Here is a 23,600-nt window from a genome sequence, read left to right as displayed (position 1 = left end):
CCTCGTCGCTGAACTGGAGTTAATCCTCTCATCCTCCAGAAAGCATCCCTAAGGTAGCCCGGTGCTTCGGACGCACCGCAACGCGGCATTTAGGCATTCGTTGAACCCGGTAAGGCTTGCGTAGACTGGGTCACTCGCAACGGAGATGAACCTATGTCGATTATGGTATCCAGCCTTTCAGCAGACGATATGCCAGAGGTAACGGAGACCGACGCAGAAACTCTGGCATGGCAGCTATATGGCCTCCGGGCAAAAGCTTCTCCGCTGACTGGCGAACGGGACCGCAATTTTCGCATGCGGTCAGATAAGGGGGAATACGTCCTGAAGGTCTCCAATACCCGTGAAGCCCCCGCCACAACACACTTCCAGAATGCGATGCTGCGCCATCTGCACAGCCATGGCACGGATGTACCATTGCCCAGACTGATTTCGACCCTGACGGGGCAGGATGAAGCCATTTACATTTCCCCTGTTGGCAGCACGCATATTGTGAGACTGATTTCATATCTTCCTGGAAAACAGCTCAGCGCGGTGAGTCAAAGCGCGGACCTGCGCCGTCAGGTGGCCGTTGCCGCCGGCAAAATTGATTTGGCGCTTTCCGACTTTGTATCAGGCTACTCCGATAACGAAATGCTCTGGAACATTGCCCGAGCGGATCGCATACGCCCCCTGCTTGCCAATGTGGAAAACAGGGATTTGCGGCGCCTGGCTGACGACGCACTCGCGCATTGGGAAGCCTCTATCCATCCCGCGCTCATGAACCTGCCGCATCAGTTCATACACAATGACTTGAATCTGCATAATATCGTCGTGGACGAAGCGGGCACCCTATCCGGCATCATAGATTTCGGGGACGCCGTCAAGGCACCCGCCATTTGCGAACTTGCCACCGCAGCGGCTTACCAGCTATTTGACCTCGATGATCCGGTATCCGCCCTGGCGGCCATGGCTTCGGAGTATCATGCGGTCCGGCCGATAAGCGAGGCAGAGATTGATGTTCTGGTCAGTCTGGTGGCGACACGGTGGGCGATCACGATTGGCATAGCCCACACGCGCGCCAGGCGACATCAAACCAACGGCGCCTATATCATGCGTAATGCGCCGCCCAGTCACCGGGCCCTTGAAAAATTCGCGACCATCTCTGTGGATGCGGCGACAGATATTTTAAAACAGACCTGTTTCGGAAGGGGCACAAAATGACCTCACGTGATCAATCCGTTATGATCAATGCATACTCGCCCGATCTTGCCAATGAGCTGGCCTCAGAGACTCGCCAGCTCATAGAGCGCCGTAACCGGTTGCTGGGCCCGGCCTACCGCCTGTTCTACGAGGTGCCACTCCATTTTGTGCGCGGTCAAGGCGTCTGGTTGTATGATGCCGACGATCGTCCCTACCTGGATGCCTATAACAATGTGGCTTCTCTAGGCCATTGCCGTCCAGAGGTGGTCGAAGCGATTGCCGCGCAGGCGGCAAAACTCAACACGCATACCCGCTATCTGCACGAAACCATTCTCGACTGCGCCGAACAGCTATTAAGCACAATGCCCGACGAACTGGGACATGTGATGTTTACCTGCACGGGTAGTGAATCAAACGATCTGGCCTTGCGCATCGCCCGCGCCTTTACCGGCAATGCGGGGGTCATCGTCACGGAACTGGCCTATCATGGCGTGACGGATGCGATATCACAGCTATCTCCGGCGCTGGGCGACGGCGTCCCCCGAGGCCCGCATATCTTCACCATCCCCTCCCCACTCAATTTCCCCCCTCATACGCGGGCTGAAGGATTTCGGGCGGCGATGCAGGACGCAATGGTCAGGATGCGGAAAAACGGATACCAGCCTGCAGCCTTCTTCTGCGACACCCTCTTTTCCAGCGACGGTATTATCTCCGACCCGCCCGGCTTCCTGAAGGACGCAGTCATCTCTTTTCAGGAAACGGGCGGTCTTTTTGTCGCCGACGAGGTACAGGCCGGCTTCGGGCGCACAGGTGACACGATGTGGGGATTCCAACGTCACGGAATCGTGCCGGACATGGTGACTATGGGCAAACCCATGGGCAACGGGCATCCGGTCGGTGCGGTCGCCGTCAAACCCGAACTGCTGACAAAATTCGGCAAACAAGCCCGCTACTTCAACACCTTCGGCGGAAATCCGGTATCCTGCGCGGCCGCCCTGGCCACGCTGGCTGTCCTCCGCGACGACCGCCTGATTGAGAACGCCCGTATCGTCGGCAGCTATTTGTTGGATCGTCTGCGGGCCTTGGCCGCTGTTCACAGCCATATTGGAGAAGTACGCGGAACAGGCCTGTTTATCGGCATGGATATTGTGAGTGATCGAACCCGAATGACCCCTGACGCGGCGCTGGCCGCATTTTTAGTCAATAATCTCCGGGAGAACCGTATTCTTATCAGTGCGACTGGCCCCGGCGCCAATGTTCTGAAAATTCGACCACCACTTGTCTTGGAACAGGTTCATGCGGATCAGGTAGTCAACGCTATCGATCGGGCTCTCGAACTACACAGGCAGAGACAATAGTCGCTGGGCATCATCACCCATCATCAACTCAAGAATAGTTACACAATCACACCGGAAAGTGACAAGGCAATCATCCGGGTACGGATTAAGGTCCTTGCACCTCGTGCTGTTATCGTCACTAAATATCCAACCGGCCACCTTGAGTAAGATCTGTCGTTGTTCAATGGAGGCTATCGTTAGTAACCATTACGCATTTAAAGGGGCTGATGATGGACAGATCTGCCGTTGATGCCGGAACAACAGGCTATAGCCCGCCCTCCCGCACAACCATTCCCCCTTTTGAGGCGCTTCGAGCATTCGATGCCATGGCCAGGCTCGGTGGCATACGCAACGCCGCCCGCAATCTCGGACGGGATCACGCCGTCATAAGCCGCCATCTCAAGACCCTGGAGCAATGGACCGGTGCCAAACTGATTGAACGGACACCGACAGGCGTCGTGCTCACTGAGGATGGCCTGCGCTACCATAAACAGATCGCCACGGCGATGGACGCCATCGCCGCATCGACGGTCGACCTGATGCGCAGCGGATTGCACAATCATCTCTACGTCTCATGTTCACCCGGCTTTGCATTGCATTGGATGTCACGCCGGATTGGCATATTCGAAAAACTGAACCCCGATGTGGAAATTGAACTGCGTCCTTCCGATCATGGGCAGGATACCCGTTTTTTTGAAGCTGACGTCGAAATTCGCTTCATTCCTTGTTACCGCCCTCAGGCCCCTTCTGCCGTTGGCGTACGCTGGCAGGAAATTATCACAGTTCCGATTGTAGCCGTGGCCAGCCCGGAATATCTTGACGACAAACCACCTATCGTCTGCCCCAGTGATCTTATCGGCCACCGCCTGCTGCATGAGCATGATTTTAACGGCTGGGCACAATGGCTTGTCGCTCATGGCGTTTACGATGATTTCGACCTGACTGGCACCCGGTTGTGGCAAGGGCACCTGACGCTTGATGCAGCGCTGTGCGGTCGAGGCATCGCGCTTATGAATTATTTGGTGGCGGACAATTTTATAAAGTCGGGACAATTAGTGGAGATTGGAAAGGGCTGCCCTCAATTCCAGACGCCCACGGAAGGCAAATATTTCATATTCACGCGTTCCGATCGTTGGGATCAGCCGCTTATCCGTCGATACAGACGCTGGCTGGTCGACAATCTGAATTCGCAATTTTCGCGCCCGAAACTGCCCATCTATGCAACTCAACCGAGCTAAGGTCGTCTTCTGTGCTCTCAATGTCGCACGGTGACCAGACCGCTTGTCGGCGGCGACGTCGCCAGCGATATCGGCGCACACTTCAAGACTGTCTCGTCGGTCGGCTATATCTTCGCGGATGCCAGCTATGTCCACCCCGGCCACGGCCTGACCAAATCCCTGCTCAAAGAAGGATGCGCCGAACCGGCCATCGTCAATGGCCTGATCAAGCTGATCAAGGAAACCCATTGAAGAGAAGCTTACATCCCGCCAAGAAGCGCCTTTAGACGCGCCAGACTGGCCTGGACGGCGGCGGCATTAGCGGGATTTGTATTGGCCGGGTCTTCGCCGACGCGCATAAAGGCATGGTCGGCGCCGTCATAGACAACCGGGTCATAGGCCTTGCCCGCCTTCGCCATCCAGTCTCTTGTCGCCGATAGGCTGTTCATGACACGGCTGTCCGTGCTGCCGTAAAAGCCGTAGACCGGCACATCGATGGCCTCGACCGATACCGGCGGATTATCTTTCGCCATTCGGCTTGGTCCTTGTGTGACCGCCGGCGGCCCCACATCGTAGAACACGCTGATCAGTTTCAGCGCCTTGTCGTGCGACGGATCGGCGGCATAACGAAAGGCTTCTCCCCCGCCCCATGACAGACCGACGATGGCCAGCTTGTTTTCAGCCTGTGGCAGGGCCAGAGCGTAACCGGCCCAGGCATCGAGATTAGCGTTCATGGTCTCCGGCGCAATCGCCGTCATGGCTTCGCCGGCGTCATGCGTGGTGGCAAAGGCTGACGTGCCACCGCCGTTCGGTCCGAAACCGGAGAGTATGTCGGGCGCCACGACGACATAGCCCATGGCCGCGACCTCATCCGCCGTATTGAGCGTCGAGTCCGTCAGACCAAACACCTCGTGCAGCACCAGAACGACCGGGGCTTTTGGTTTGGCGTCTGGATAGATGACACAGGCATGTAGCGTCCGGCCATCCTGCTGAATCGTCACCCATTCCTTCCGGCGCGGCGAGACTGCCAGTTTTTGCGTGGCCCAGGCCTGTGCTTGTTGCTGATCGGCAAAGGTCTGGGTTTGCGGTGGCCGGCCCTCCTGCGCATGGACCGGCAGGGCCAGGGCTAGCAGGAGAGAGGTCAAGGCAATGGGTTTGATGGCTGTCACATCGGTTCCTTACCAGATCAATGCCTTGCGTCCCTGCTTCTGGCGGCGCTGCCAGAGCTGAACATACATGACAAGGCCCGAAAGCGTCAGATAGACCATGGCCAGGGCGCCGATCGTATCCAGCCAGCGGCCCGGCAGGCCGAAATAATCGCCGCGGTGCAGTTGCTTCATGCGCTGGTGCCATTCCCAGCCGAACGGGAAGCCGAGCTTGGGATAGCCCGGCTCCGACATCAACTGGCGCTGGCCGTTCGCCGCATTGAAGACCCGTTGCGAAGTATTCCTGTCATTCGCCACGACCACGCCTTGCGCATAGACGGCGAAGTGGCGCAGTTGCAGCACCTTTATCCCCGTACCGGGCTCGGCTGCCTGGAACGCTGCGAGCGTGGTGCGGGTCATGGCTGGCAGTTCGGAATCGCTCATCGGCGAAGACCAGTCACCCGCAAACGGATCAATGCCTTTGGGCGGGCCATTGATCTGGCCCAGCACAAAGGCGCTGAAGTTATCGACTGAAAGCGCCAACCCGGTCAGGGTGATCCACACGACCAATAGCCCGGCGCCAATGGCAGTCCAGCGGTGCAGGTCACGCCACCACGGCCCCGCGCTCCAGAACACCGCCTTGCGGTCGAGTTTCAGGCGGTTGCGATAGATGCGGACATAATAGGCCAGGCCGGTAAAGATCAGCACGCAAAAGACGATGCCGGCCAGCCCGTTCAGGCCGGTGGCCCACTGGCCGAGATAGTTGAAACGATGGAGATATTTGAAGGTGGCACGCGGCGCCTGGAAGTCGCGCGGTGGCTGGGGCGGTGGCAGATCAGCGGCAGGCAAAGGCGCGCCGGTGGCCAGATCGAAAATCAGCTGCCGGTCACCCATGCGAACATGAGCGGCGGGTTTCCCTTCGGCCATGCGCAGTTCGACCAGCCGCAGATCGGCGCCGGGTACTGCCGCACGGCCAAGCGCGGCAGCTTTACTCATGGCAACGACATAATTCAGCCCGGCTGGTAAAGCGGGCGCGGTATAGTCCGGCGCCGAAACCACGGAAAAATTGGGCGGACCGTAGATGTGCTGGCGCATCATCAGCATGTCCGGATCTGTTTCCGGCGCATGGCTGACGAGCGCGCGCATGTCGGCCAGTTGGATGCCGGCACCGGTCAGGACGATATAGGTCAGCAGAAGACCTGTTAAAATCACGCACAGCCGGTGCCAGTACATCATGGTCTAGCCGAGCGCCTTCTGGTTCAGGACGATAGCGGTTTCGTGCGACATTTCGCGGACGGTATCGGTGATGCTTTCGACGCCGATACCACTCTGGTTGACGCCACCGAAGGGCACATTGCCCGGCCGGAAAGCGCCGGCGCCATTGACCACTACGCCACCGACCTCCAGCCGGTGCGCCACGCCAAGCGCATTATGGATGCTTTCCGAGAACACGCTGGCCTGCAGGCCATAGGGCGTGGCGTTGATCGTCCGGATGGCGGCATGGACATCGCGGAACGGCACGATCGGCGCCACCGGCCCGAAGACCTCATCGCGCAGACAGGGCATGTCCTCGCTGACATCGACCAGTACCGTCGGAGCATAGAACTGCTTGCCGATACGTTGGCCGCCGATCAGGCATTTCGCGCCCATCTCAATCGAGCGGGTCACCTCACGGTGGACACGTTCGGCCGCCTGCTCGCTGATCAAAGGCCCGATATCCGTATCCTCACCCGTGGGAGAGCCCAGCTTGATGGCCTTCACCTTCTCCACCAGTTTGTCGAGAAACGGTTGCAGGATACGCTCGGCGACATACACCTGCTTGACCGCGCAGCAGATCTGGCCGGCGCCATTGGTCAGACGCCCCTGTACCACGGCCGTGGCGGCCGCGTCGATATCGGCATCGGCGAGCACGATCATGGCGTCGACGCCGCCCAGTTCAAAGGCGGTGCGCTTGAGCAGATCCGCCGCTTGCCTGGCGATGATCCTGGCTGCCACCACGCCGCCGGTAAAGCTGATCATGGCGACTTCCGGATGGGTGATCAACTGGTCGCCCAGGTCCTGGGGAAAGCCGGTCAGCATTTGCAGGCCATCGCCCGGCAGGCCCGATTGCAGCATGATCTCGCCGATCTTCAGCACGGTCAGCGGGCATTGCTCGGGTAGTTTGACGATGACGGCATTACCGGCGGCGATGGCGCCGGGAATCTTGTGGGCGAACAGCTCCGCCGGATAGTTGAACGGCACGATGCCGGTGACGATGCCCAGCGGCTGGCGGATCGTATAGGCGATCATATGCTCCAGCCCGGCCACGGCATCCATGGGGATGGACTGGCCGCGCAGGCGCTTGGCTTCTTCGGAGAAGTCCATGAACAGGCGTGCCGTCGCGGTCATCTCGCCGCGGCACTGACGGATGGTCTTGCCGTTCTCGCGGCAGAGCAACTGGCTCAGTTCCTCGTGGCGGGTATAGAGGGTATCGGCAACCTTTCGCAGGATATCGCTGCGCTTATGGGCGGGCAGGTCACGCATGACATCGCGGCCACGAATGGCGCTCTGAATCGCCAGTGCCACATCATCGGTATTGGCACGCGGCACCTTGGCGATCAGGTCGCCAGTGGCGGGATTGGTGATTTCAAAGGTCTGCCCCGAACGGGCATCGACGAAGTGGCCGCCAATGATCATTTGCATAAAAAGAACTCCAAATCAGGCGGACGGCGTATCGGTCAGCGGTTTGCGGAAAAGGATGAGGATGAGCGCGATCACAGCCGACAGGACCGGTATCAGCAGCAGGGCACGGCCGATACCTTGCGGCGTATCGCCGGCCAGAACACCGATGACCGGTGAGCTTACCACCAGGCCGCTGAAACCGCAGGTGATGGCAAAGCCGATCGCCGTGCCGGAGTGTTGCTGGAAAATACGGCCGACAATGGCGATGGTGGTCGGGAAGACCGGCGCCATGGCCAGTCCGGCGGCGAAGACCAGGGCGTAGAGCGCGGTCTTTTCCGCTGTGTGCAGGATGGCGAAGGTAATAGCCGACATAGCGATGGCACTGACCAGGGTCACCACCCAGGGCGACAACCTGGCCAGCACGCTGGCGGCGATGAATCGGCCAACGAGGATGCCACCGGCAAAACCCAGCGACAGGATATTAAGCGCACTGACCGAGGGAATGCCATTGCCGATCAGGAATTTCGGCAGCCAGTTCCACATGGCGAACTCACACGCCGTATAGAGGAAGGTGACGGCCGACAGGATATAGAGCGCGCCCACGCCGAAGACGCCACCAACGGTGGCCTTTTCCAGCGGCTGCGGCTTGGGGATAGCGGTGAATAAGGTCAGCGCCAGTGCCAGTAGTGCGATGCCGATGCCGGCATAGGCCACCTTCGTCGGGTCGGAATGCAGCAGGTTGCCGGCCACCCAGGGCGTGGCCATGCCGCCTAAACCCACGAATAGGTTGAGGATATTGAGCGCCGAAGCCTTATTCTTGTCGCTGACATCATTGACCAGCGCATTAGCGCCAACGATGACCAGGCTGCCGCCGACACCCAGCAGGGCCATGGCTGCAATACCCAGAGTCAGACTTCCCGCGTGAGACAAGATGCCGAGGCCGACGACACTTGCCACAAGGCCGATCACGATTCCGGCCTTCTTGCCGCTGCGGTCCATCAGGGCGCCGGCACAAACCGAAGTGGCCGCCAAGCCAAGCCCCTGTGCCAGAGCAAGGTACGAAAGCTGCAGCGTGGTCAGGCCGAGGCTTTCCCCAAGGCCTGGCACAATCGTGCCCAGCATCGAGGCCAGCATGCCGTATATAAAGATGACGATAGCGGCTATGATAACCAGCATTGACATGATGCGCTTCCCTGCGTCCTTGCGAGACCAGGCGCTTGAAGGCCGGTCCTTTTCTTGAGCAAAGCATTCGACGTTTGACAAAGGACGGGAAGACAGTTTTCAGTCAGAAGCTATAATAATAGTGATATTATTTATTACGACAATTTATCGCATCCATTAGAGAGTTTTATATAGCTAAATTCCGTCACCTTATCATAAGATTTGGCGCATCATCAGTCAGATATATTGTTTCATTATTACGACTATAAGAAATTCAAATTGGATTTATTGGTTAGTACTCCCCATTTTGCCGACTGAAACGATGCCGCGCTTGACCATACGGCATCGCATCCATTCCTTTAAATACGAGTTGCAAGATGAGCGAAATTTTCTGGCCGGAAGGCTACCTGGCCGGCACGACCGACAACTACGTGTCCAATGAAATCACCGTGGCCAACCTGAGTGCCGCCGAGGTCTGGCCGCACCTCAACAATACCTCGGCCTGGCCAACCTATTACGCCAATGCCTCGGAGATACGCTTCCATGACGGCTCCGGCCCGGAACTCAGCAAGGGCGCCCGCTTCCGTTTCACCACCTTCGGCTTCCCGGTTGAAGCCGAGGTGACCGAACATGAACCGCCCGTGGCCGGAAAACCGGCGCGTGTCGCCTGGCACGGCTGGGTGGAAGGCGATGCAGATGGCCGGCTCGATGTACATCATGCCTGGCTATTCGAGGACCTGCCCGGTGGCCGGGTGCGCATCCTCACCCAGGAAACCCAGAACGGTAAACCGGCCCGTGATCTGGCAGCCACCCGCCCGAATCCGATGCTGAATGCCCATCAGGACTGGATCGATGGCCTCGCCGCCACAGCCAAACATGCTAAAGCCTAAGGAGGTAGCCATGTTGAAAACCCTGAAAATTCTGATGGTCCTGACCTCGCACGCCACACTCGGCGATACCGGCCACGCCACGGGCGTCTGGTTCGAGGAACTGACCACGCCCTATTATGCCTTCATCGATGCCGGCGTGGAGGTCGATCTGGCTTCGATCGATGGCGGCCCCATCCCGATCGATCCCGGCTCGCAGGCGCCCGAAGGCCAAAATCCAGCCAGTGTCGAGCGCTTCCTGAAGGACAAGACCGCCATGGCCAAGCTTCAGGCCTCCGTCTCCGTCGACAAGGTCGCGGACACTGATTACGCCGCCATCTTCCTGCCCGGCGGCCACGGCACCATGTGGGACCTGCCCAATAGCACCGCGCTGGCTACCCTACTGTCCACTGCCTGGACGCATGGCAAGGTGGTCGCCGCAGTCTGCCACGGCCTGGCCGGACTGGTCAGCGTCCAGGATGCGAACGGCCAGCCGCTGGTGGCCGGCAAGCGCGTCAGCGCCTTCACCAATGCCGAGGAAGAGTCCGCCGGCAAGTCGGAGCAGGTCCCCTTCCTGCTCGAAACCCGTATCCGCGAACTGGGCGCGAAGTATGAAAGCGGTCCGAACTTCCAGCCCTTCGCTGTCCGTGACGGCAATCTCGTCACTGGCCAGAACCCCGCCTCATCTGAGAAGGTCGCTGAGCTAACGCTCGAAGCGGTCAAATCCCCCACCCAATAGGCTTTCAGCCGCTTTGCAGGCCTTGCGCGTCCGTTTCCTGCGGGCGCGTAAGGTCGTTTCATTCGTGAAATTTATCCTCGCGACCCGCAACGGTATTTCGCTGCCTGGCCGTTATTCCCCTGTCTTTTAAAATAATTGAGAAGCGTAACATGTCCTCCCTGTTTACCCCCCTCCATCTCAAGGATATCACCCTGCGCAATCGCGTGGCCATTCCGCCCATGTGCCAGTACAGCGCTACCGACGGGTTCATCAATGACTGGCACCTGGCCCACTATGCCGGCATGGCGCGCGGCGGGGCGGGGCTGGTGATCGTGGAAGCCACAGGCGTCTCGCCGGATGGCCGGATCACGCCGGGCTGCACCGGTCTGTGGAGCGACGACCATATCGACGGCATGGCCAAGGTCGCCAGCCTGATCAAGGCCGCGGGCGCCGTGCCCGGCATCCAGATCGGCCATGCCGGTCGCAAGGCCAGCGCCAACCTGCCTTGGGAAGGTGACGACCATATCCCGGAAGGCGATCCGCGCGGCTGGGAAACCATCTCGCCTTCCGCCATTGCTTTCGGCGGCGGCCTGTCGCGTGTGCCGCGCGAGATGACACTGGACGATATCGCCCGCGTAAGGGCCGATTTCGTTGCCGCCGCCCGCCGCGCACGTGATGCCGGTTTCAAGTGGCTGGAACTGCACTTTGCCCACGGCTATCTCGGCCAGAGCTTCTTCTCGGTCCATGCCAATCAGCGCTCCGATCAATATGGTGGCGATTTCGCCGGCCGCAGCCGCTTTCTGCTTGAAACCCTGGCCGCCGTGCGCGAGGTATGGCCGGAAAACCTGCCCCTGACCGCGCGTTTCGGTGTTATCGAGTTCGATGGCCGCGACGAGGAAAACCTGCAGGAATCGATCGAACTGACGCGCCAGATGCGCGACGGCGGGCTTGATCTGCTCAATGCCAGCATCGGCTTTTCGACGATCACCGGCAAGACACCCTGGGCCCCGGCCTTTCTGGCGCCGACCGTCGAGCGCGTCCGTCGTGAAACCAAAATGCCGGTGGCGTCTTCGTGGTGCATGGACGGCCCGCAGGATGCCGAACGCGCCGTGGCCGAGGGCCAGATGGACCTGGTCATGATCGCGCGCGCCCACCTCGCCGATCCGCACTATACCTATGCCCTGGCCAAGACGCTGGGCGTGGAAAGCCCTGAATGGGCTACCCTGCCCGCGCCATATGCGCACTGGCTGTCACGCTATCGCGGCCCCGGCAAGGGCGCGGCACAATAGGTCACGTCTCGCCGCACACCTCGAACAGCAGATCGCGCAGCCAGCGATGGCCGGGATCACGGTGCGTGCGTTCGTGCCAGGCGACGATCTTGGTAAAGCCCGGAATCTCAATCGGCGGATCGAAAATGGCCAGCCCTTCCAGATCCGCCACCAACCGGCTCGGCACGACCGCCACCAGATCACTGGCGCGCAGGATTTCCGGCACGATCAGGAAGGACTTGACCGACAGGGTAACACGACGGGTACGCCCCAGCTTCGCCAGCGCTTCGTCGCTTACCCCGCTGAAGTCGCCACCGGTATAGGACACCAGAGCGTGATCCAGCGCGCAGAATTGATCCAGGGTCAGTTCGTGGCCGGTCGCCATCGGATGATCTCTTCGCAGGACGCAGACATAACGCTCATCGAACAGACGTCGGGCGCGCAGATCCTGCGGTGTGCTTTCCGGCGTGATCAGGGCCAGGTCGAGACGCCCGCGCTCCAGTTCCGTCTGCACTTGCGTGCTTTCCACCGGCATGAGGGCGACCCGGACATTCGGCGCGCGCTGCCGCAGGGCCGCCAGGAACGGCACCGCAATGGCATGCAAGGCATAGTCCGTGGCGGCGATGCTCAGAGTCAGACTGGCCGTGGCTGGATCGAAGGTCGGCGGCTGCAACAACGCATCGATGTCGCTCAGCACCTGCTTGACGGGTACAGCCAGTTCCAGGGCGCGCTGGGTTGGCAGGATGCCGCGCTGGGTGCGGACAAACAGGGGATCATCGAACGATTCGCGCAGGCGGGTCAGCATGCCGCTCATTGCCGGTTGGGTCAGGGCCAGCCGCGCCGCCGCCCGCGTGACATTGCGTTCATCCAGCAGGGCATCGAGCGCTTTCAACAGGTTCAGATCAACCGTTCTAATATCACGCATATTTATGCCTCGTGCCATAAGCCAGCGCAGGCTTATATAACTGCGCCGAAGCGCCATCAAGGCCGGTTATTCGCCTTGCAGCCGCGCCAATGGCACCTTGACGAGCGTAAAAGGCCGCACTGCACTGTGGTCGTCGCGCGTATTGAACTGCGTGTTGACCAGCACCAGGTCGCTGCCAACAATGGCCGCTGTCGCCGGATAGGCCAGGCCCGCATCCTTGAAACGCGAAATCGCGATGCCGTGGGTCAGAGTAGCGTCAAGGGAGACGGTGGCGATCTCGTCGGACCATTGGCGGACAACATAAAGCGTCTGGCCATCCAGCACGAGACCGTCCGAACCTGTCAGGTCCGCGCCGCCGACATCGATCGGCGTTACCTGCTTGCTGGCAATATCGATCTTGAACAGCAGCCCTTTGTTCATCTGGATGACGATGATTGCCTTGCCATTCGGCGTGGCGGCAATGCCGTTGAGATTCGGGCCATCGGCAAAGGCAATCGGCGTGTTTTTCAGGTCCAGCCACGGCTCGATCTCGCTGATTGTGTCGCTATCCATGGTCTGGCGCCACAGGATCGGCACGAAGGTATCGGTGGTATAGGCCGCATTGCCGACGATCACCAGATCATTGAGCAGACTTTTCGGCGCGGTCGGCACCTTCACCTGTTTGATGATCTTGCCATCGGCCGGATCGACCACGGTTTGCAGACCGGTATTGCCACCGGCGATCCAGAGGCGGCCCTTGGCATCCAGTTTCATGCCGAGCATGGCGGGGAAGACGCCGCCTGCGGGAACAATCTGCCCGGCCGGCGTCACCAGCTTTGATACGCCTGTTGTGGCATCGACCCGCACAAGCGCGCCATTTTCGGCATTGCCGGCATAGAGGCTGTTGCTGGCCGGATCATAGGTCGTGCCCTCGGGAAAGGACACGACGGGCGGCAGTTCCAACTTTTGCAGGGGCGCCTGCGCCATAGCGACCAGGGGCAAGCCCGTCAGGGCCACACTCAGGATAAGAGACCGACGCAACATGGATGTTCTCCGGATGTTTCAGGCCGCTACGCAATCGAAACTGGCGGCGTCATTAGTGTCACCCGTGCCTTTATATCTCGTGACTTGCGGATACGCGCATAGCGGGCGGGTGCGGATGGATTTATAGTTCTCGATCTTCTGGGCGACGATCCGGTCCGGCGCTTCGCCCTTGTCCACCCAGGCATCGATGACGCCGAGCTTGTTAAAGGTGTCGCAGCCCGCCCCGCCGGCGCAGTGGTTCATGCCGGGAATGGTGAACAGACGCAGCGATTTCAGCGACTCGGGCCCGGCTGTTTTGACCAGCGCCTTGTAATAATCGATCAGCTCCTCCGGATTGTGGTAATCATTCCAGCCGACATAGAGCAGCAGCTTGCCACCATTATCGAAGAAGGGCTTGAGATCGGTATCGACATGCATCTGCGGGCCTACGGCGGCAATCGCGGCCGAGACATCCTTGTCCCAATCCATCTTCGTCCAGTCCCAGTTCGGGTCCTGGAAGACCGCATAGAGATAAAGATCGATCGCATTGTGGAATGGCTTGCCATTGGCGAAGGTGTAGAGTTCCAGTTCAGACCCGCGCGCCGGTCCTGGGAAGATCGACTTGCCGGTCTTCGGATTTACCGGTCCCTTGTAGAACTGGCGCATCAGATAGACCTGGGGCTTCGTCAGGCACTCCGGCGCATCGGCGCCCTTGCACTGGAGCTTTTTCGGATCGAAGCGGCAGCGGTCCGGCTGATCGACAAAGCCCTGTGCCTGCCCCAGCGGCGAGGCGCAGGCCTTCAGTACCGCCGCATGGATCATGGCGTACTTGCTTTCCGGAATCATCCGGTTCGGGTCCTGGTTGACCAGATAACCCGGCCAAAGCTGGGCGGCATTGAAATTGGCCAGCGGATTGGGCGGCGCACCGACGACAATGCCATCATAATCGGTCGGGTAACGCTTGGCCTCGATCAGGCCCTGCAAGCCTCCCAGCGAGCAGCCGATGAAATAGGCGTGCGCCGGCGCCGTACCATAAAAGGCCTGGATGAGAGCTTTTGACGCTACGGTCATCTCGTGGTTGGCGCGATACGAATAGTCGGTCATCTTTTCGGGGTGGCCGAGCAGAAATTTGCCCCCCTCCCCATCCGGGCCGGAACTGTCATGGCCGGTGTCATTATTGGCGACGGCGTAGCCTTCGAGCACGCCGTTGAACAGGCTGTCATATTTGACATCGCCGCCCCAGCCGAAACTGGCCGCGCCGAGGAATTTGCCGTTCCACTCAACCGGCAGCCATATCTCCATTTTGATTTCGGAATCGCTGCTGGGCCTGAGCGTGGCCGCGACCCGACAGAAGGCCGGATTGAGGCGATGCTGGAACCGGCCAATCAGGCTAAGACCCGGCGGTTCCGGACGCATCGGCAGATGATAACCATCCGGACCAACCGACTGCGCCATCGTAATGGTAGCATTGGGCAGGGCCACCTGCGCCAGGCTTTCGCAGGATACGGCCGGTGCCGCGGCCTCGGCCGCAAAGGGCATAACCAGCGCCATCAGCGCGGCCGCGCCGATACCGGCGCTTATCAGAATGCGGCTGTATTTCCTGATATCCAGCATCTGCGCTTTCCTATTTCAGTCTGTCTTGAATCTTCGCTACGCCCGCCTGTGCGCAGACCTCGTCCTGCTGAGCGGTGGCGCCATCCACGGCGATGGCCCCCAGAACCTGGCCATTGATGATGATCGGCACGGCGCCTGGGCGCACCTCCATATTGGGCAGAACCTGCGAGGCCAGTGCCGGATCGGCGCGCAGCTTCGTCTGCACCTCGGAGGTCGGCGCCTTGAAGGCCATGGCGGCCAGGTCCTTCTGCACCGCGCCATAGATCACGCCCGGCCTGGCGCCATCCGTGGTCAGGGCGGCGCGCAGGTAACCGGCGGAATTGGTCAGGGCGACACCGACGCGCAGGCCCTCAGCCGAACAGGTATCGATAGCCGTTTGCACGGCTTCGAGCGCCAGAGCTGCCGGCACACCCGGCGTCATATCCGGCGGCGGCAAGGGCCGGCCACTGGGCGGACGCAGCATGGTGGCCAGCGCCGGTGGCGGGCTGTCGCCCGGCAGACGCGTCGGATCGGACGTGGCCTGGGCATTGGCTGCGCCCGCCAGAACCAAAGCAAAAAGGCAGATGGCAGTTTTCATGGCGTCTACTTCGTCCAGATCAGGGCGTTACGGCCGGCCTTGGCGCGCTTGCGCCACATCTCGACATACATGACGACACCCGACACCGAGAGATAGATCAGGGCCAAGCCAGCCAACAGGTTCATGAAGCGAGACGGCAGGCCGAACATGTCGCCGGAATGGAAGTGCTTGACGTCCTCGTGCACCTGGGTGCCGAGCGGGAACTGGCTCTTCGGATAGCCTGGCTCCTTGAGGGTAGCGACGCGGCCATTATCGAGATTGTACATGATCTGGTCGATCGGCGCGCTGCCGGTCACGATGACGCCCTGGTTCATGCCGCCATAGACGCGGACACGCAGAACCTTCAGGGGCACATTCGGCTTGTTGCGTGCGACAATGGCCTGGGTCTGGTCCAGCATGGCCATGACCTTTGCATCACTCAGCGGCTGCGAAGCATCGAAGTGCGGGTCGCTGTGGGTAAAGGTATGCCACGAGCTTTCAAAACCCAACCAGGTGCCGCTGGCGGCTACGGCGATCAGGAAGACTGACGCGGCAACTGAAAAGATTCGGTGCAGGCTTTTCCACGTGCCGCCCGCCATCCAGAAGACCTGCTTGCGGCCAGTCTTCATGCGGCCGGCCAGCAGCTTGTAGTACATCCACAGACCGGTGATAATCAGGGTACACATGGCCAGGCCGCAGGCCAGTTCGATATAGACGCCAGGCTTGTCACCGCCCAGGAAACCGCCCCAGAAGCGATGCAGTTGCTTGGAAACCTGCCGCACGCCTTGCGGCGGCTGGATATTGGAAATGTCGGTCGCCGTCACCGCGGCACCGGTTTTTGCGTCAAAGGCCAGGATCTTCTGGCTGGGGTCGCCCCCCCATGGCGAGGCAGGCGGTGGCGCATTCGGCATCTTCACCCGCACCTGCCCGATCGTCACGCCATTGGCGACGCGCAGCTCGACGAACCGTGGCTCCAGCCCCGGCATGTCGCGATGCAGGCCGGCAAGCACCGTCGTGAAAGCTTGCCGGTAATCCGTATCCTTCGGTAGGGCTGTGCCCGTCAGGTCGCTCTTGTTGATGACCGCTATCTCGCCATTGCCCCAGCGGCCTTCGTTCATCGATTGCAGGGTGATGTCGTTATCCGGCGCCTTCGAGAACAGCGCCTTCAGGTCCATCATCTGCATCAGGGTGCCGGTCAGGCCCAGATAGAGCATGAAGAGAATGGCGAAGACGGAGAGAATTCGGTGAACTGTACGCATCGGGCGGCAAACCTCTGACCTGGATGATCCGGTCCTCGCTGGCGGAACTTCCGGACGCAGAATCAGACAGTCCGATATTCGGCGTCTTCCTTCGGTTTCCTTCTGCCCGGCCTGCAAACGACCAATCGTTTTTTATCGCATGACTGTTGTAGTCTGCCGCGCCACAATACAGAGCATAAGTTTGCTGTAAAGGCGTATAGGCTTTTGTTTATTAAGCGTTTTTATAAGACGACCTAATGATCTTAATAAGCGCTTCTAATGCCTATCCCTGACGCTTCGGCATACGCACCACTAGGCCATTCAGCGCGTCCGTCACCTTGATCTGGCAGGACAGGCGGCTGTTCGGCTGGAAAGCGTCAGTGAATTCGAGGATAGAGGCCTCGGTGTCGTTGCGCACGCCGGTCTTTTCAAACCATGCAGCATCGACAAACACCTGGCAGGTGCCGCAGCTGCATTCGCCACCGCATTCAGCGTCGATGCCGGGGATATTGTTGCGCACCGCGCCCTCCATCACCGACATGCCGTTTTTGACCTCAACCGTATGCGCCTTGTCGTTGAACTCGATATAGGTAATCTGTGCCATTCTTTACGCGTCGCGCTCGGCGACGACCTCCTTCATTGAAATCGTGGGATCGGCGAGCTTTACGCGATCGACGGCTTTGCGACTGCCGATTAACTGCCGGCCCATCATGAATTCCGGCGGCGAATTGATCGCTTCGACCGCCTGGACTTGATCGCCCTTCAGATGGAACAGGGCGAACTTCGCCGAGGTCGGCTCACCGCGCACCAGCACCGTATCAGCCTCGAATGGATAGCCGGCGATCTGCATCTTCAGATCATACTGATCCGACCATTGCCAGGGCACTTCTACCGCAGGCGCCGGACGGCCAGTAATGGCGGCGGCGGCCTGCTTAGCCTGCTCCAGCGCGTTGGGCACGCTTTCCATGCGAAACAGGCAGTCATAGATTGGCATGGGCCGGCGCGTGACGTCACCGATGGCAAAGATATATGGATCGGAGGTGCGGGCCTCCAGATCGACCAGGATACCGTGGTCGCATTCCAGCCCCGCCTCCTTGGCGATATCCTCGTTGGGATGGACACCCGCGCCGATCACCACGGCATCGCATAACAGACCGCGACCGTCGCCCAGCCAGACGCCGGTGACCTGGCCGTTTTCCGAGCCGAAGCTGGCGACGTGGCAACCCAACTCGAAGGTGACGCCGCGCGCCTCATGATAGGATTGGAAAAACTTCGCCAGGATCGGGTTGGCGACGCGCTTGAGAATGCGCTCCTCGCGCTCCAGGATCACCACCTCGGCGCCCATGCCGCGCACCGAAGCCGCGACCTCGAGACCGATATAGCCACCACCGACGATCGCCAGCCGCTTGCCGGGCCCGATAGTCGCCTTAAGCTGCTCGGCATCGGCGGCCGTACGCAGGAGCATGATGCCGCCGCTATCGGCGCGCGGGATCGGCGGATAGATGGCGCGCGAACCCGTGGCGATGATCAGGATATCATAGGCGAGGATATTGCCATTCAGGAAAGCGACCTTCTTGCCGACCCTGTCGACGCGGGCGACTCGCGCATTCAGCCACAGGTCAATATTGTTCTCGGCGTAAAACTCCAGCGGCTTCAGCGCCAGACTTTCAGCATTCGCCTCGCCTTTCAGCCAGGCCTTGGACAACGGTGGCCGATGGTAGGGCGGTATCGGCTCCTCGCCGATCAGGGTGATCGGGCCGGTAAATTCATATTGACGCAGCAGGGCTGCGACCGTGCCGCCGGCATGCCCTGCTCCAATGATGACGACGTGTGGTTTTGACTCTTGCATAACACCTTCACATTAGACGTGACGATGCTACGACTTGTGATTAGTATTCCCCTTATGAATATTATTTTTTGTTGTGACCCGCGTGACCTGGAAAAGAATAACGTGCAAACTTAATTGCCGAACAGGCCGATAATTAATACTTATAACAAGCATAAGAAGTCATTATGATGAACTTTCAGTGGTTGCGTACCTTTACAGTATTGGCGGAATTGGGAAGCTTTACACGGGCCGCCGAACGGCTGGGCCTGACACAGGCGGCAGTCAGCCAGCATATTGGCCATCTGGAAGACCAGTTGGGGCCGTTGCTGCTACGGCGGCCGAGAAATCTCGAACTGACGCCAGCCGGCATTGCGCTTCTGCAATATGGCAAGGAGGTCGAGCAGGCCGACCAACGGCTGAAGGTACGTCTGGCCGACAATGAAGCCGAAAACGGTGAGATCAGCCTGATCAGCCCCGGCAGTGTCGGCCTGTCGCTCTATCCATTGCTGCTGGAATTGCAGGAAGCCAACCCCGGTTTTGCCGTACGTCACCGCTTCGCGCCGGATCGCGAAGTGCTCGATGCCGTTCTCCAGAACCTCTACGAACTGGGGTTGGCCAGCTTCAAGCCGGATGATCCGCGCCTGACGGCCACGCCTTTTTCCGAGGAACCGCTCGAACTGGTGGTACCGGCGAATGAAAACGTTCAGGACTGGAGTGATCTGGAGCGTCTGGGCTTTATCGATCACCCGGATGGTCAGGCCATGGCTGGACGACTACTGGGAAAGAATTTTCCGCGAAATCCGGGTATCCGTAGCCTGCCCTGCAAGGGGTTCAGCAATCAGATAGGCCTGATCCTCGAACCTGTGGCCAGGGGATTGGGCTTCACGATCATCCCGCAGTACGCCCGTCAGGCTTTTGTACGCTCCGAAGCGATCCGGGTGATCGAATTTGAGAACCCTGTAGTGGATACATTGTGGTTGATTCATCGTTCGGAATGGCCACTTTCCGCCCGCGCACAACATGTCGTGGACTATCTCAAAGCGCGCATTTCCAGCTAATTGCTGTTTCAGTTTTTAAATCAGAAAAGCCCGCCGAAAACGGCGGGCTTTTCTTTGCATAAGTCGCGTCTTTCGATGCCTTATCCTAGTAGTTCATGCCGACACGCAGACCGAAGGTCCGCGGCGCGCTGACACGAACACTGACGGCGCCCGACGCGGTATTGTTGCTGACCGTCTGCGGCGCACTGGCAAACTGGAGCTTGTCTTCCAGGTTACGGACATACGCGCTGATCACATATTTGCCATTCGGTGAGGTATAGCTCAGATTCAGATCTGTGCGGGTATAGGCCTTCTGCTCATATTGTTGCGGCAGGACGCTATAGCAGTCTGAAACTGTATAGTTGGGGATGAAAATACAGAAAGGATTACCCTGACCGCCCAGGTCGCTTACAAAATAGCTGCTGGAATATTTGGTGCCTATGCGGAAGTTGTAAATGGCACCGTCACCCATGGTCCATTTGTGCTCGTAATAGGCCGTACCCGAAACTTCCGGTGTGTTGTCGGGCGTCTTGCCCGTCCAGTCGATCGGCACATCCTTGACGAAGCCGACACTCAGATCCCCAAACTTGCCGTGTTCAAATGCCAGTGAGCCACCAATGGTGTCGTTAGGCGTTACGCGCCAGGTCGCTTCGTTTTCCCAGCCGTAGAGGGTCAAAGGCGCCGACTTGGTATAGATAAAGACGATCGGCCCCGTTGGCCCGACACCAAATGAGGTCGCCGCCGTAACGCCGTACTTGGCATAGTCATAATAATAGAGCGACGAGTTGAACTGGAGATTGGAGGTCGGCCGGCCCTTGTAGCCGACTTCATATGCCGTCAGCTCTTCCGGGTCGTAGGGCGCCGTCGACTGGGTCGCCGGATCATAGTCGTTGAAACCGCCGGCCTTGTACCCTGTTGCCACCGAGGCATAGATCATCTGGCTTGGAGTCATTTGATAGTCAGCACCGACCCGCCAGGTCATTTTCGAGGCGGACTGCGAGCCGTTATCGTTGGCGATGAAGGCGTTATTATTAGCCGAAGCCACGCAATCATTCGGCGGGGCGCACAAATTACCGGAAGCATCATAGAAGGGGCCTGGACCGGCGGCGATGGTGGCCACGCGGGTCAGGCTGTCGGAAGACTCGCGCAAGCCCAGGGTCAGCTTGAGTTTATCCGTGGCGTGATAGTTGATCTGACCGAAGATGCCGGTGCCCTTGTGGGTCGTCGGCCCCAGGATACCCGGATTTGGCGTGTTGCAACTGGCATCGAGACTTGGCGAACACGACACGGCCGACGACCAGTTTTGGTCATGCTCCATGTTATATTCTTTATAATAGTTCGCGCCGATCACCCATTCCAGACGCTGCGGTTGCGCGTTTTGCAGGCGTAACTCATGCGAGTCCGTCGTCACGTCGCTGAGATAGTTTGTCCAGTTGTAGTATCCGCCATTGCCGTCCGGATTATTGGTCGAGGGCGCATAGGTGTCATGAGCGCTGAATTTCAAATGCGCCCCGATATAGGTCAAATGCACAGCGCCGAAATCTTGATTCAATTCGGCGGTCAGGTTCTGGAAATCGTCATCCATGCTGGCGCCATACGGATTATAGTAGACTTGGCGGGCATCCTTGCCGGATTTGTTGAGGACCGAATCATAGAGCGCGGCGCCAAGGCCGGTACCACCCACATGACCGAAGGTGCCGGTGACCAGCAAGCTGCCATTGTCGGAATATTTCCACAACGCGGAAATGCGGCCGGTCGCGTTGTCTTCATCGTCCAGCGAGATCGGCTTACCTAAGGTTTGCGTGTTACCCAGCGTTTCTTCCAGGTAGCCATCGCGCTTATTAAAAGCGCCGGCGGCGCGAATGGCGAAATTATCTGTGATCGGCAGATTGATCATCGCCTCGCCACGACGGGTATTGAAATTGCCGACCTCAAAGCTGGCGGATGCATCGAACACGTTCTTAGGCTTGTTCGTGATGACGTTAATGGCGCCACCGGTCGAACTCTTACCGTAGAGCGTCCCTTGCGGCCCACGCAGGACTTCCACGCGTTCGATATCGAAGAAGGACAGGCCCATTTCCTGCGGGCGTCCAACGGGCGCGCCGTCGAGGCTGAATACGATGCCTTGGTCGCCCTTGGAGGTCACGTCCGTAGTGGCGACGCCGCGAATGGCAATGTTAACACCGTGCGAGGCGCTACCGACGCTCAGCGAAGGCGCGATATTCTGCAGGTTAGTGACATTGACCACGCCCTGCTCTTTCAGGGTGTCACCCGAAAAGACGCTGAGCGCGATTGGCGTCTTGGAAGCGACGGTCCGAGTCTTTTGGGCCGTGATAATGATTTCCTGAGGTCCGCTTTCGGGAGCCTTGGCCGCTTCTTCCGCGCATACCTGACCCGCGAATACAGTCGACAAAACCAGCAGACTGCCGGCATACATCAAGCGCTTTGACATCGCCATCTGATCTTCCTTTTCCTGTTACGTAAGCCGTTTATAATTTTTTCGGCTGCATCTTTATTATGCACTAATCTTGTAACGCGCCGCGAGAGTCGCAAACAGATTGGTTTATGACAACGACATATAGATTCTTGTTAATAGATGACTATCCAATACATAAATTAGTTGAGATATTAAACATACAACAACTATTTCTTATGCCAACTATAAGCAATTATTATGCACTTAGTTAAATTTAAATACTCAAATAGATGCAAATTTATTGCATCGCACCGTTCTCTTCACGGTGCAAATAGAGAAAGCCGCCCGAGATCGACAGGAAGATCAGGGACAGGCCGGCGAACAGGTTCATCAGGCTGGTCGGCAGGCCGAACATATGGCCGGAATGGAAATGCTTGACTGCCTCGTGCACAGCTGTGCCGAACGGAAAGCCGCTGCTGGGATAGCCTGGCTCGCTCAGCCCAGCCGGTTGGCCAGTCTCGGCGTTATAGACGAACTGCCTTGTCGGCAGACGACCGGCAATAACGACACCTTGTTTCATGCCGGCATAGGTACGCAGACGAATAACCTTGATCGGTGTCTGCGGCTCAGCCTCGCGGAAGGCCTTCAGCGTGACCTCCGCCAAGTGCGGCGCATCCAGCAGATTGACGGGGCTCGCGACATCGCCATGACGGAAATTACTGAAATTGTGCCAGACGCTTTCAAACGCCAGCCATGTACCGCTGGCTGCCTGGAACACGAGAAAGATCGCAGCTACGGTAGCGACGCTGCGATGGAGGGCATGCAAGGTGCCGTCAGTTCTCCAGAACCCGTGCCGCGTTCCTTGCGCTGTGCGGGTTTTCAGCAGTCTGAAATAGATCGCGAGGCCTGAAATGATCATCGCCCACAGAATAAGTCCGCACGCCAGTTCCAGCCAGACACCCCATGCGTTAGGGCGACTCCAGAAGCGATGCCATTGCTTGGTGCTTTCGCGCAGCGACGACACATCCGCCGGCGGGTCAATATCGACCTCCGCCACAGGCGCGCCAGTAACGGCGTCAAACGCCAGAACTTTTTCTCCGATGCCTATCTGACCGACCGGCCTATTGCCGGACATGCGCAATTCGACAAAGCGCGATTCAGACTTGCCAAATGCCTGCATGACCGTGGCCAGAGCCTGGTCCACATCCAGTCCGTCCGGCAAGGCCTGCGCTTTGAAATCCACCGCTGCCAGCACCTGGTAATCGGGACCACCGTACCGACCACCATTAAGCGACAGCAGAGTCGGATCGTCCTCAGGCGCGTGGCCAAGCATGGCGCGCAGATCGAGCATCTGGATCAGCGAACCGGTCGCGCCCAGATAAAGCAGCACCAGCGCCGCCACAATGCCGAGCAGACGGTGAAGTCCCTTCAT

Annotated in this window: 21 protein-coding genes; 8 read left to right on the top strand and 13 right to left on the bottom strand. The window is 59.1% G+C overall.

Going from position 1 to position 23,600, the window contains the following annotated elements; translation table 11 throughout:
* Positions 1–153 precede the first annotated feature (153 nt).
* The 4 genes from QM647_RS09600 to QM647_RS09585 all read left to right on the top strand — a co-directional run bounded on the left by QM647_RS09600 (position 154) and on the right by QM647_RS09585 (position 3,985).
* Positions 154–1,200, top strand: coding sequence for a phosphotransferase (locus tag QM647_RS09600; RefSeq protein WP_414995293.1), 1,047 nt, complete (start codon positions 154–156; stop codon positions 1,198–1,200).
* On the top strand, positions 1,197–2,537 hold the full coding sequence (locus tag QM647_RS09595) for an aspartate aminotransferase family protein (RefSeq protein WP_414995292.1): 1,341 nt from the start codon (positions 1,197–1,199) through the stop codon (positions 2,535–2,537). The genes QM647_RS09600 and QM647_RS09595 overlap by 4 nt, the downstream gene beginning before the upstream one ends.
* Before the next feature lie 209 nt (positions 2,538–2,746).
* A complete protein-coding gene (locus QM647_RS09590) occupies positions 2,747–3,754 on the top strand; it encodes a LysR substrate-binding domain-containing protein (RefSeq protein ID WP_414995291.1) in 1,008 nt (335 codons plus the stop codon).
* 30 nt (positions 3,755–3,784) lie between these two features.
* Positions 3,785–3,985, top strand: coding sequence for a hypothetical protein (locus QM647_RS09585; protein ID WP_414995290.1), 201 nt, complete (start codon positions 3,785–3,787; stop codon positions 3,983–3,985).
* Positions 3,986–3,993: 8 nt separating this feature from the next.
* Here QM647_RS09585 and QM647_RS09580 read toward each other — a convergent pair whose 3' ends face one another.
* From QM647_RS09580 to QM647_RS09565, 4 genes are read right to left on the bottom strand one after another with little or no spacing between them, the layout of a single operon-like run.
* Complete coding sequence (locus QM647_RS09580) at positions 3,994–4,902, bottom strand: dienelactone hydrolase family protein (RefSeq protein ID WP_414995289.1); 909 nt, start codon at positions 4,900–4,902, stop codon at positions 3,994–3,996.
* Between the two features lie 9 nt (positions 4,903–4,911).
* Positions 4,912–6,114, bottom strand: a complete 1,203-nt coding sequence (locus tag QM647_RS09575; protein ID WP_414995288.1) for a PepSY-associated TM helix domain-containing protein — start codon at positions 6,112–6,114, stop codon at positions 4,912–4,914.
* Positions 6,115–6,117: 3 nt separating this feature from the next.
* A complete protein-coding gene (locus tag QM647_RS09570; protein WP_414995287.1) occupies positions 6,118–7,560 on the bottom strand; it encodes an aldehyde dehydrogenase family protein in 1,443 nt (480 codons plus the stop codon).
* A 15-nt stretch (positions 7,561–7,575) separates the two neighbouring features.
* Positions 7,576–8,721 carry an MFS transporter gene (locus QM647_RS09565; RefSeq protein ID WP_414995286.1) on the bottom strand — a complete coding sequence of 382 codons (1,146 nt, stop codon included), beginning with the start codon at positions 8,719–8,721 and terminating at the stop codon, positions 7,576–7,578.
* A gap of 356 nt (positions 8,722–9,077) precedes the next feature.
* Here QM647_RS09565 and QM647_RS09560 point away from each other — a divergent pair, with 356 nt between their 5' ends.
* The 3 genes from QM647_RS09560 to QM647_RS09550 all read left to right on the top strand — a co-directional run bounded on the left by QM647_RS09560 (position 9,078) and on the right by QM647_RS09550 (position 11,573).
* On the top strand, positions 9,078–9,590 hold the full coding sequence (locus tag QM647_RS09560) for an SRPBCC domain-containing protein (protein WP_414995285.1): 513 nt from the start codon (positions 9,078–9,080) through the stop codon (positions 9,588–9,590).
* A 10-nt stretch (positions 9,591–9,600) separates the two neighbouring features.
* Positions 9,601–10,305, top strand: a complete 705-nt coding sequence (locus QM647_RS09555) for a type 1 glutamine amidotransferase domain-containing protein (protein WP_414995284.1) — start codon at positions 9,601–9,603, stop codon at positions 10,303–10,305.
* 149 nt (positions 10,306–10,454) lie between these two features.
* On the top strand, positions 10,455–11,573 hold the full coding sequence (locus tag QM647_RS09550) for an NADH:flavin oxidoreductase/NADH oxidase (protein ID WP_414995283.1): 1,119 nt from the start codon (positions 10,455–10,457) through the stop codon (positions 11,571–11,573).
* Between the two features lies 1 nt (position 11,574).
* Here QM647_RS09550 and QM647_RS09545 read toward each other — a convergent pair whose 3' ends face one another.
* From QM647_RS09545 to QM647_RS09515, 7 genes are all read right to left on the bottom strand, one after another.
* Entirely contained in the window at positions 11,575–12,477 is a 903-nt protein-coding gene (locus QM647_RS09545) for a LysR family transcriptional regulator (RefSeq protein ID WP_414995282.1), read from the bottom strand.
* Positions 12,478–12,543: 66 nt separating this feature from the next.
* Positions 12,544–13,500 (bottom strand): SMP-30/gluconolactonase/LRE family protein, encoded by a 957-nt coding sequence (locus tag QM647_RS09540; RefSeq protein ID WP_414995281.1) that lies wholly within the window; start codon positions 13,498–13,500, stop codon positions 12,544–12,546.
* A gap of 18 nt (positions 13,501–13,518) precedes the next feature.
* Complete coding sequence (locus tag QM647_RS09535; protein WP_414995280.1) at positions 13,519–15,093, bottom strand: tannase/feruloyl esterase family alpha/beta hydrolase; 1,575 nt, start codon at positions 15,091–15,093, stop codon at positions 13,519–13,521.
* 10 nt (positions 15,094–15,103) lie between these two features.
* Entirely contained in the window at positions 15,104–15,670 is a 567-nt protein-coding gene (locus QM647_RS09530; protein WP_414995279.1) for a GlcG/HbpS family heme-binding protein, read from the bottom strand.
* Positions 15,671–15,675: 5 nt separating this feature from the next.
* The gene (locus QM647_RS09525; protein WP_414995278.1) at positions 15,676–16,908 is read right to left on the bottom strand and encodes a PepSY-associated TM helix domain-containing protein; all 1,233 of its coding nucleotides are present in this window, start codon (positions 16,906–16,908) and stop codon (positions 15,676–15,678) included.
* A gap of 262 nt (positions 16,909–17,170) precedes the next feature.
* The gene (locus QM647_RS09520; protein WP_414995277.1) at positions 17,171–17,491 is read right to left on the bottom strand and encodes a 2Fe-2S iron-sulfur cluster-binding protein; all 321 of its coding nucleotides are present in this window, start codon (positions 17,489–17,491) and stop codon (positions 17,171–17,173) included.
* Positions 17,492–17,494: 3 nt separating this feature from the next.
* Entirely contained in the window at positions 17,495–18,736 is a 1,242-nt protein-coding gene (locus QM647_RS09515; RefSeq protein ID WP_414995276.1) for an NAD(P)/FAD-dependent oxidoreductase, read from the bottom strand.
* Positions 18,737–18,900: 164 nt separating this feature from the next.
* Here QM647_RS09515 and QM647_RS09510 point away from each other — a divergent pair, with 164 nt between their 5' ends.
* Positions 18,901–19,773: a LysR family transcriptional regulator gene (locus QM647_RS09510; RefSeq protein ID WP_414995275.1), complete on the top strand. Its 873-nt coding sequence runs from the start codon at positions 18,901–18,903 to the stop codon at positions 19,771–19,773.
* An 85-nt stretch (positions 19,774–19,858) separates the two neighbouring features.
* On the opposite strand, the gene QM647_RS09505 is transcribed toward QM647_RS09510, so the two are convergent.
* Positions 19,859–22,210, bottom strand: a complete 2,352-nt coding sequence (locus tag QM647_RS09505) for a TonB-dependent receptor (RefSeq protein WP_414995274.1) — start codon at positions 22,208–22,210, stop codon at positions 19,859–19,861.
* A 256-nt stretch (positions 22,211–22,466) separates the two neighbouring features.
* On the bottom strand, positions 22,467–23,600 hold the full coding sequence (locus QM647_RS09500) for a PepSY domain-containing protein (RefSeq protein WP_414995273.1): 1,134 nt from the start codon (positions 23,598–23,600) through the stop codon (positions 22,467–22,469).

Source organism: Asticcacaulis sp. (genome assembly GCF_047605585.1).
Taxonomy (GTDB): domain Bacteria; phylum Pseudomonadota; class Alphaproteobacteria; order Caulobacterales; family Caulobacteraceae; genus Asticcacaulis.
Note: the sequence above shows the minus strand (reverse complement) of the source record. Positions and strands in the feature narration are given on the sequence as shown.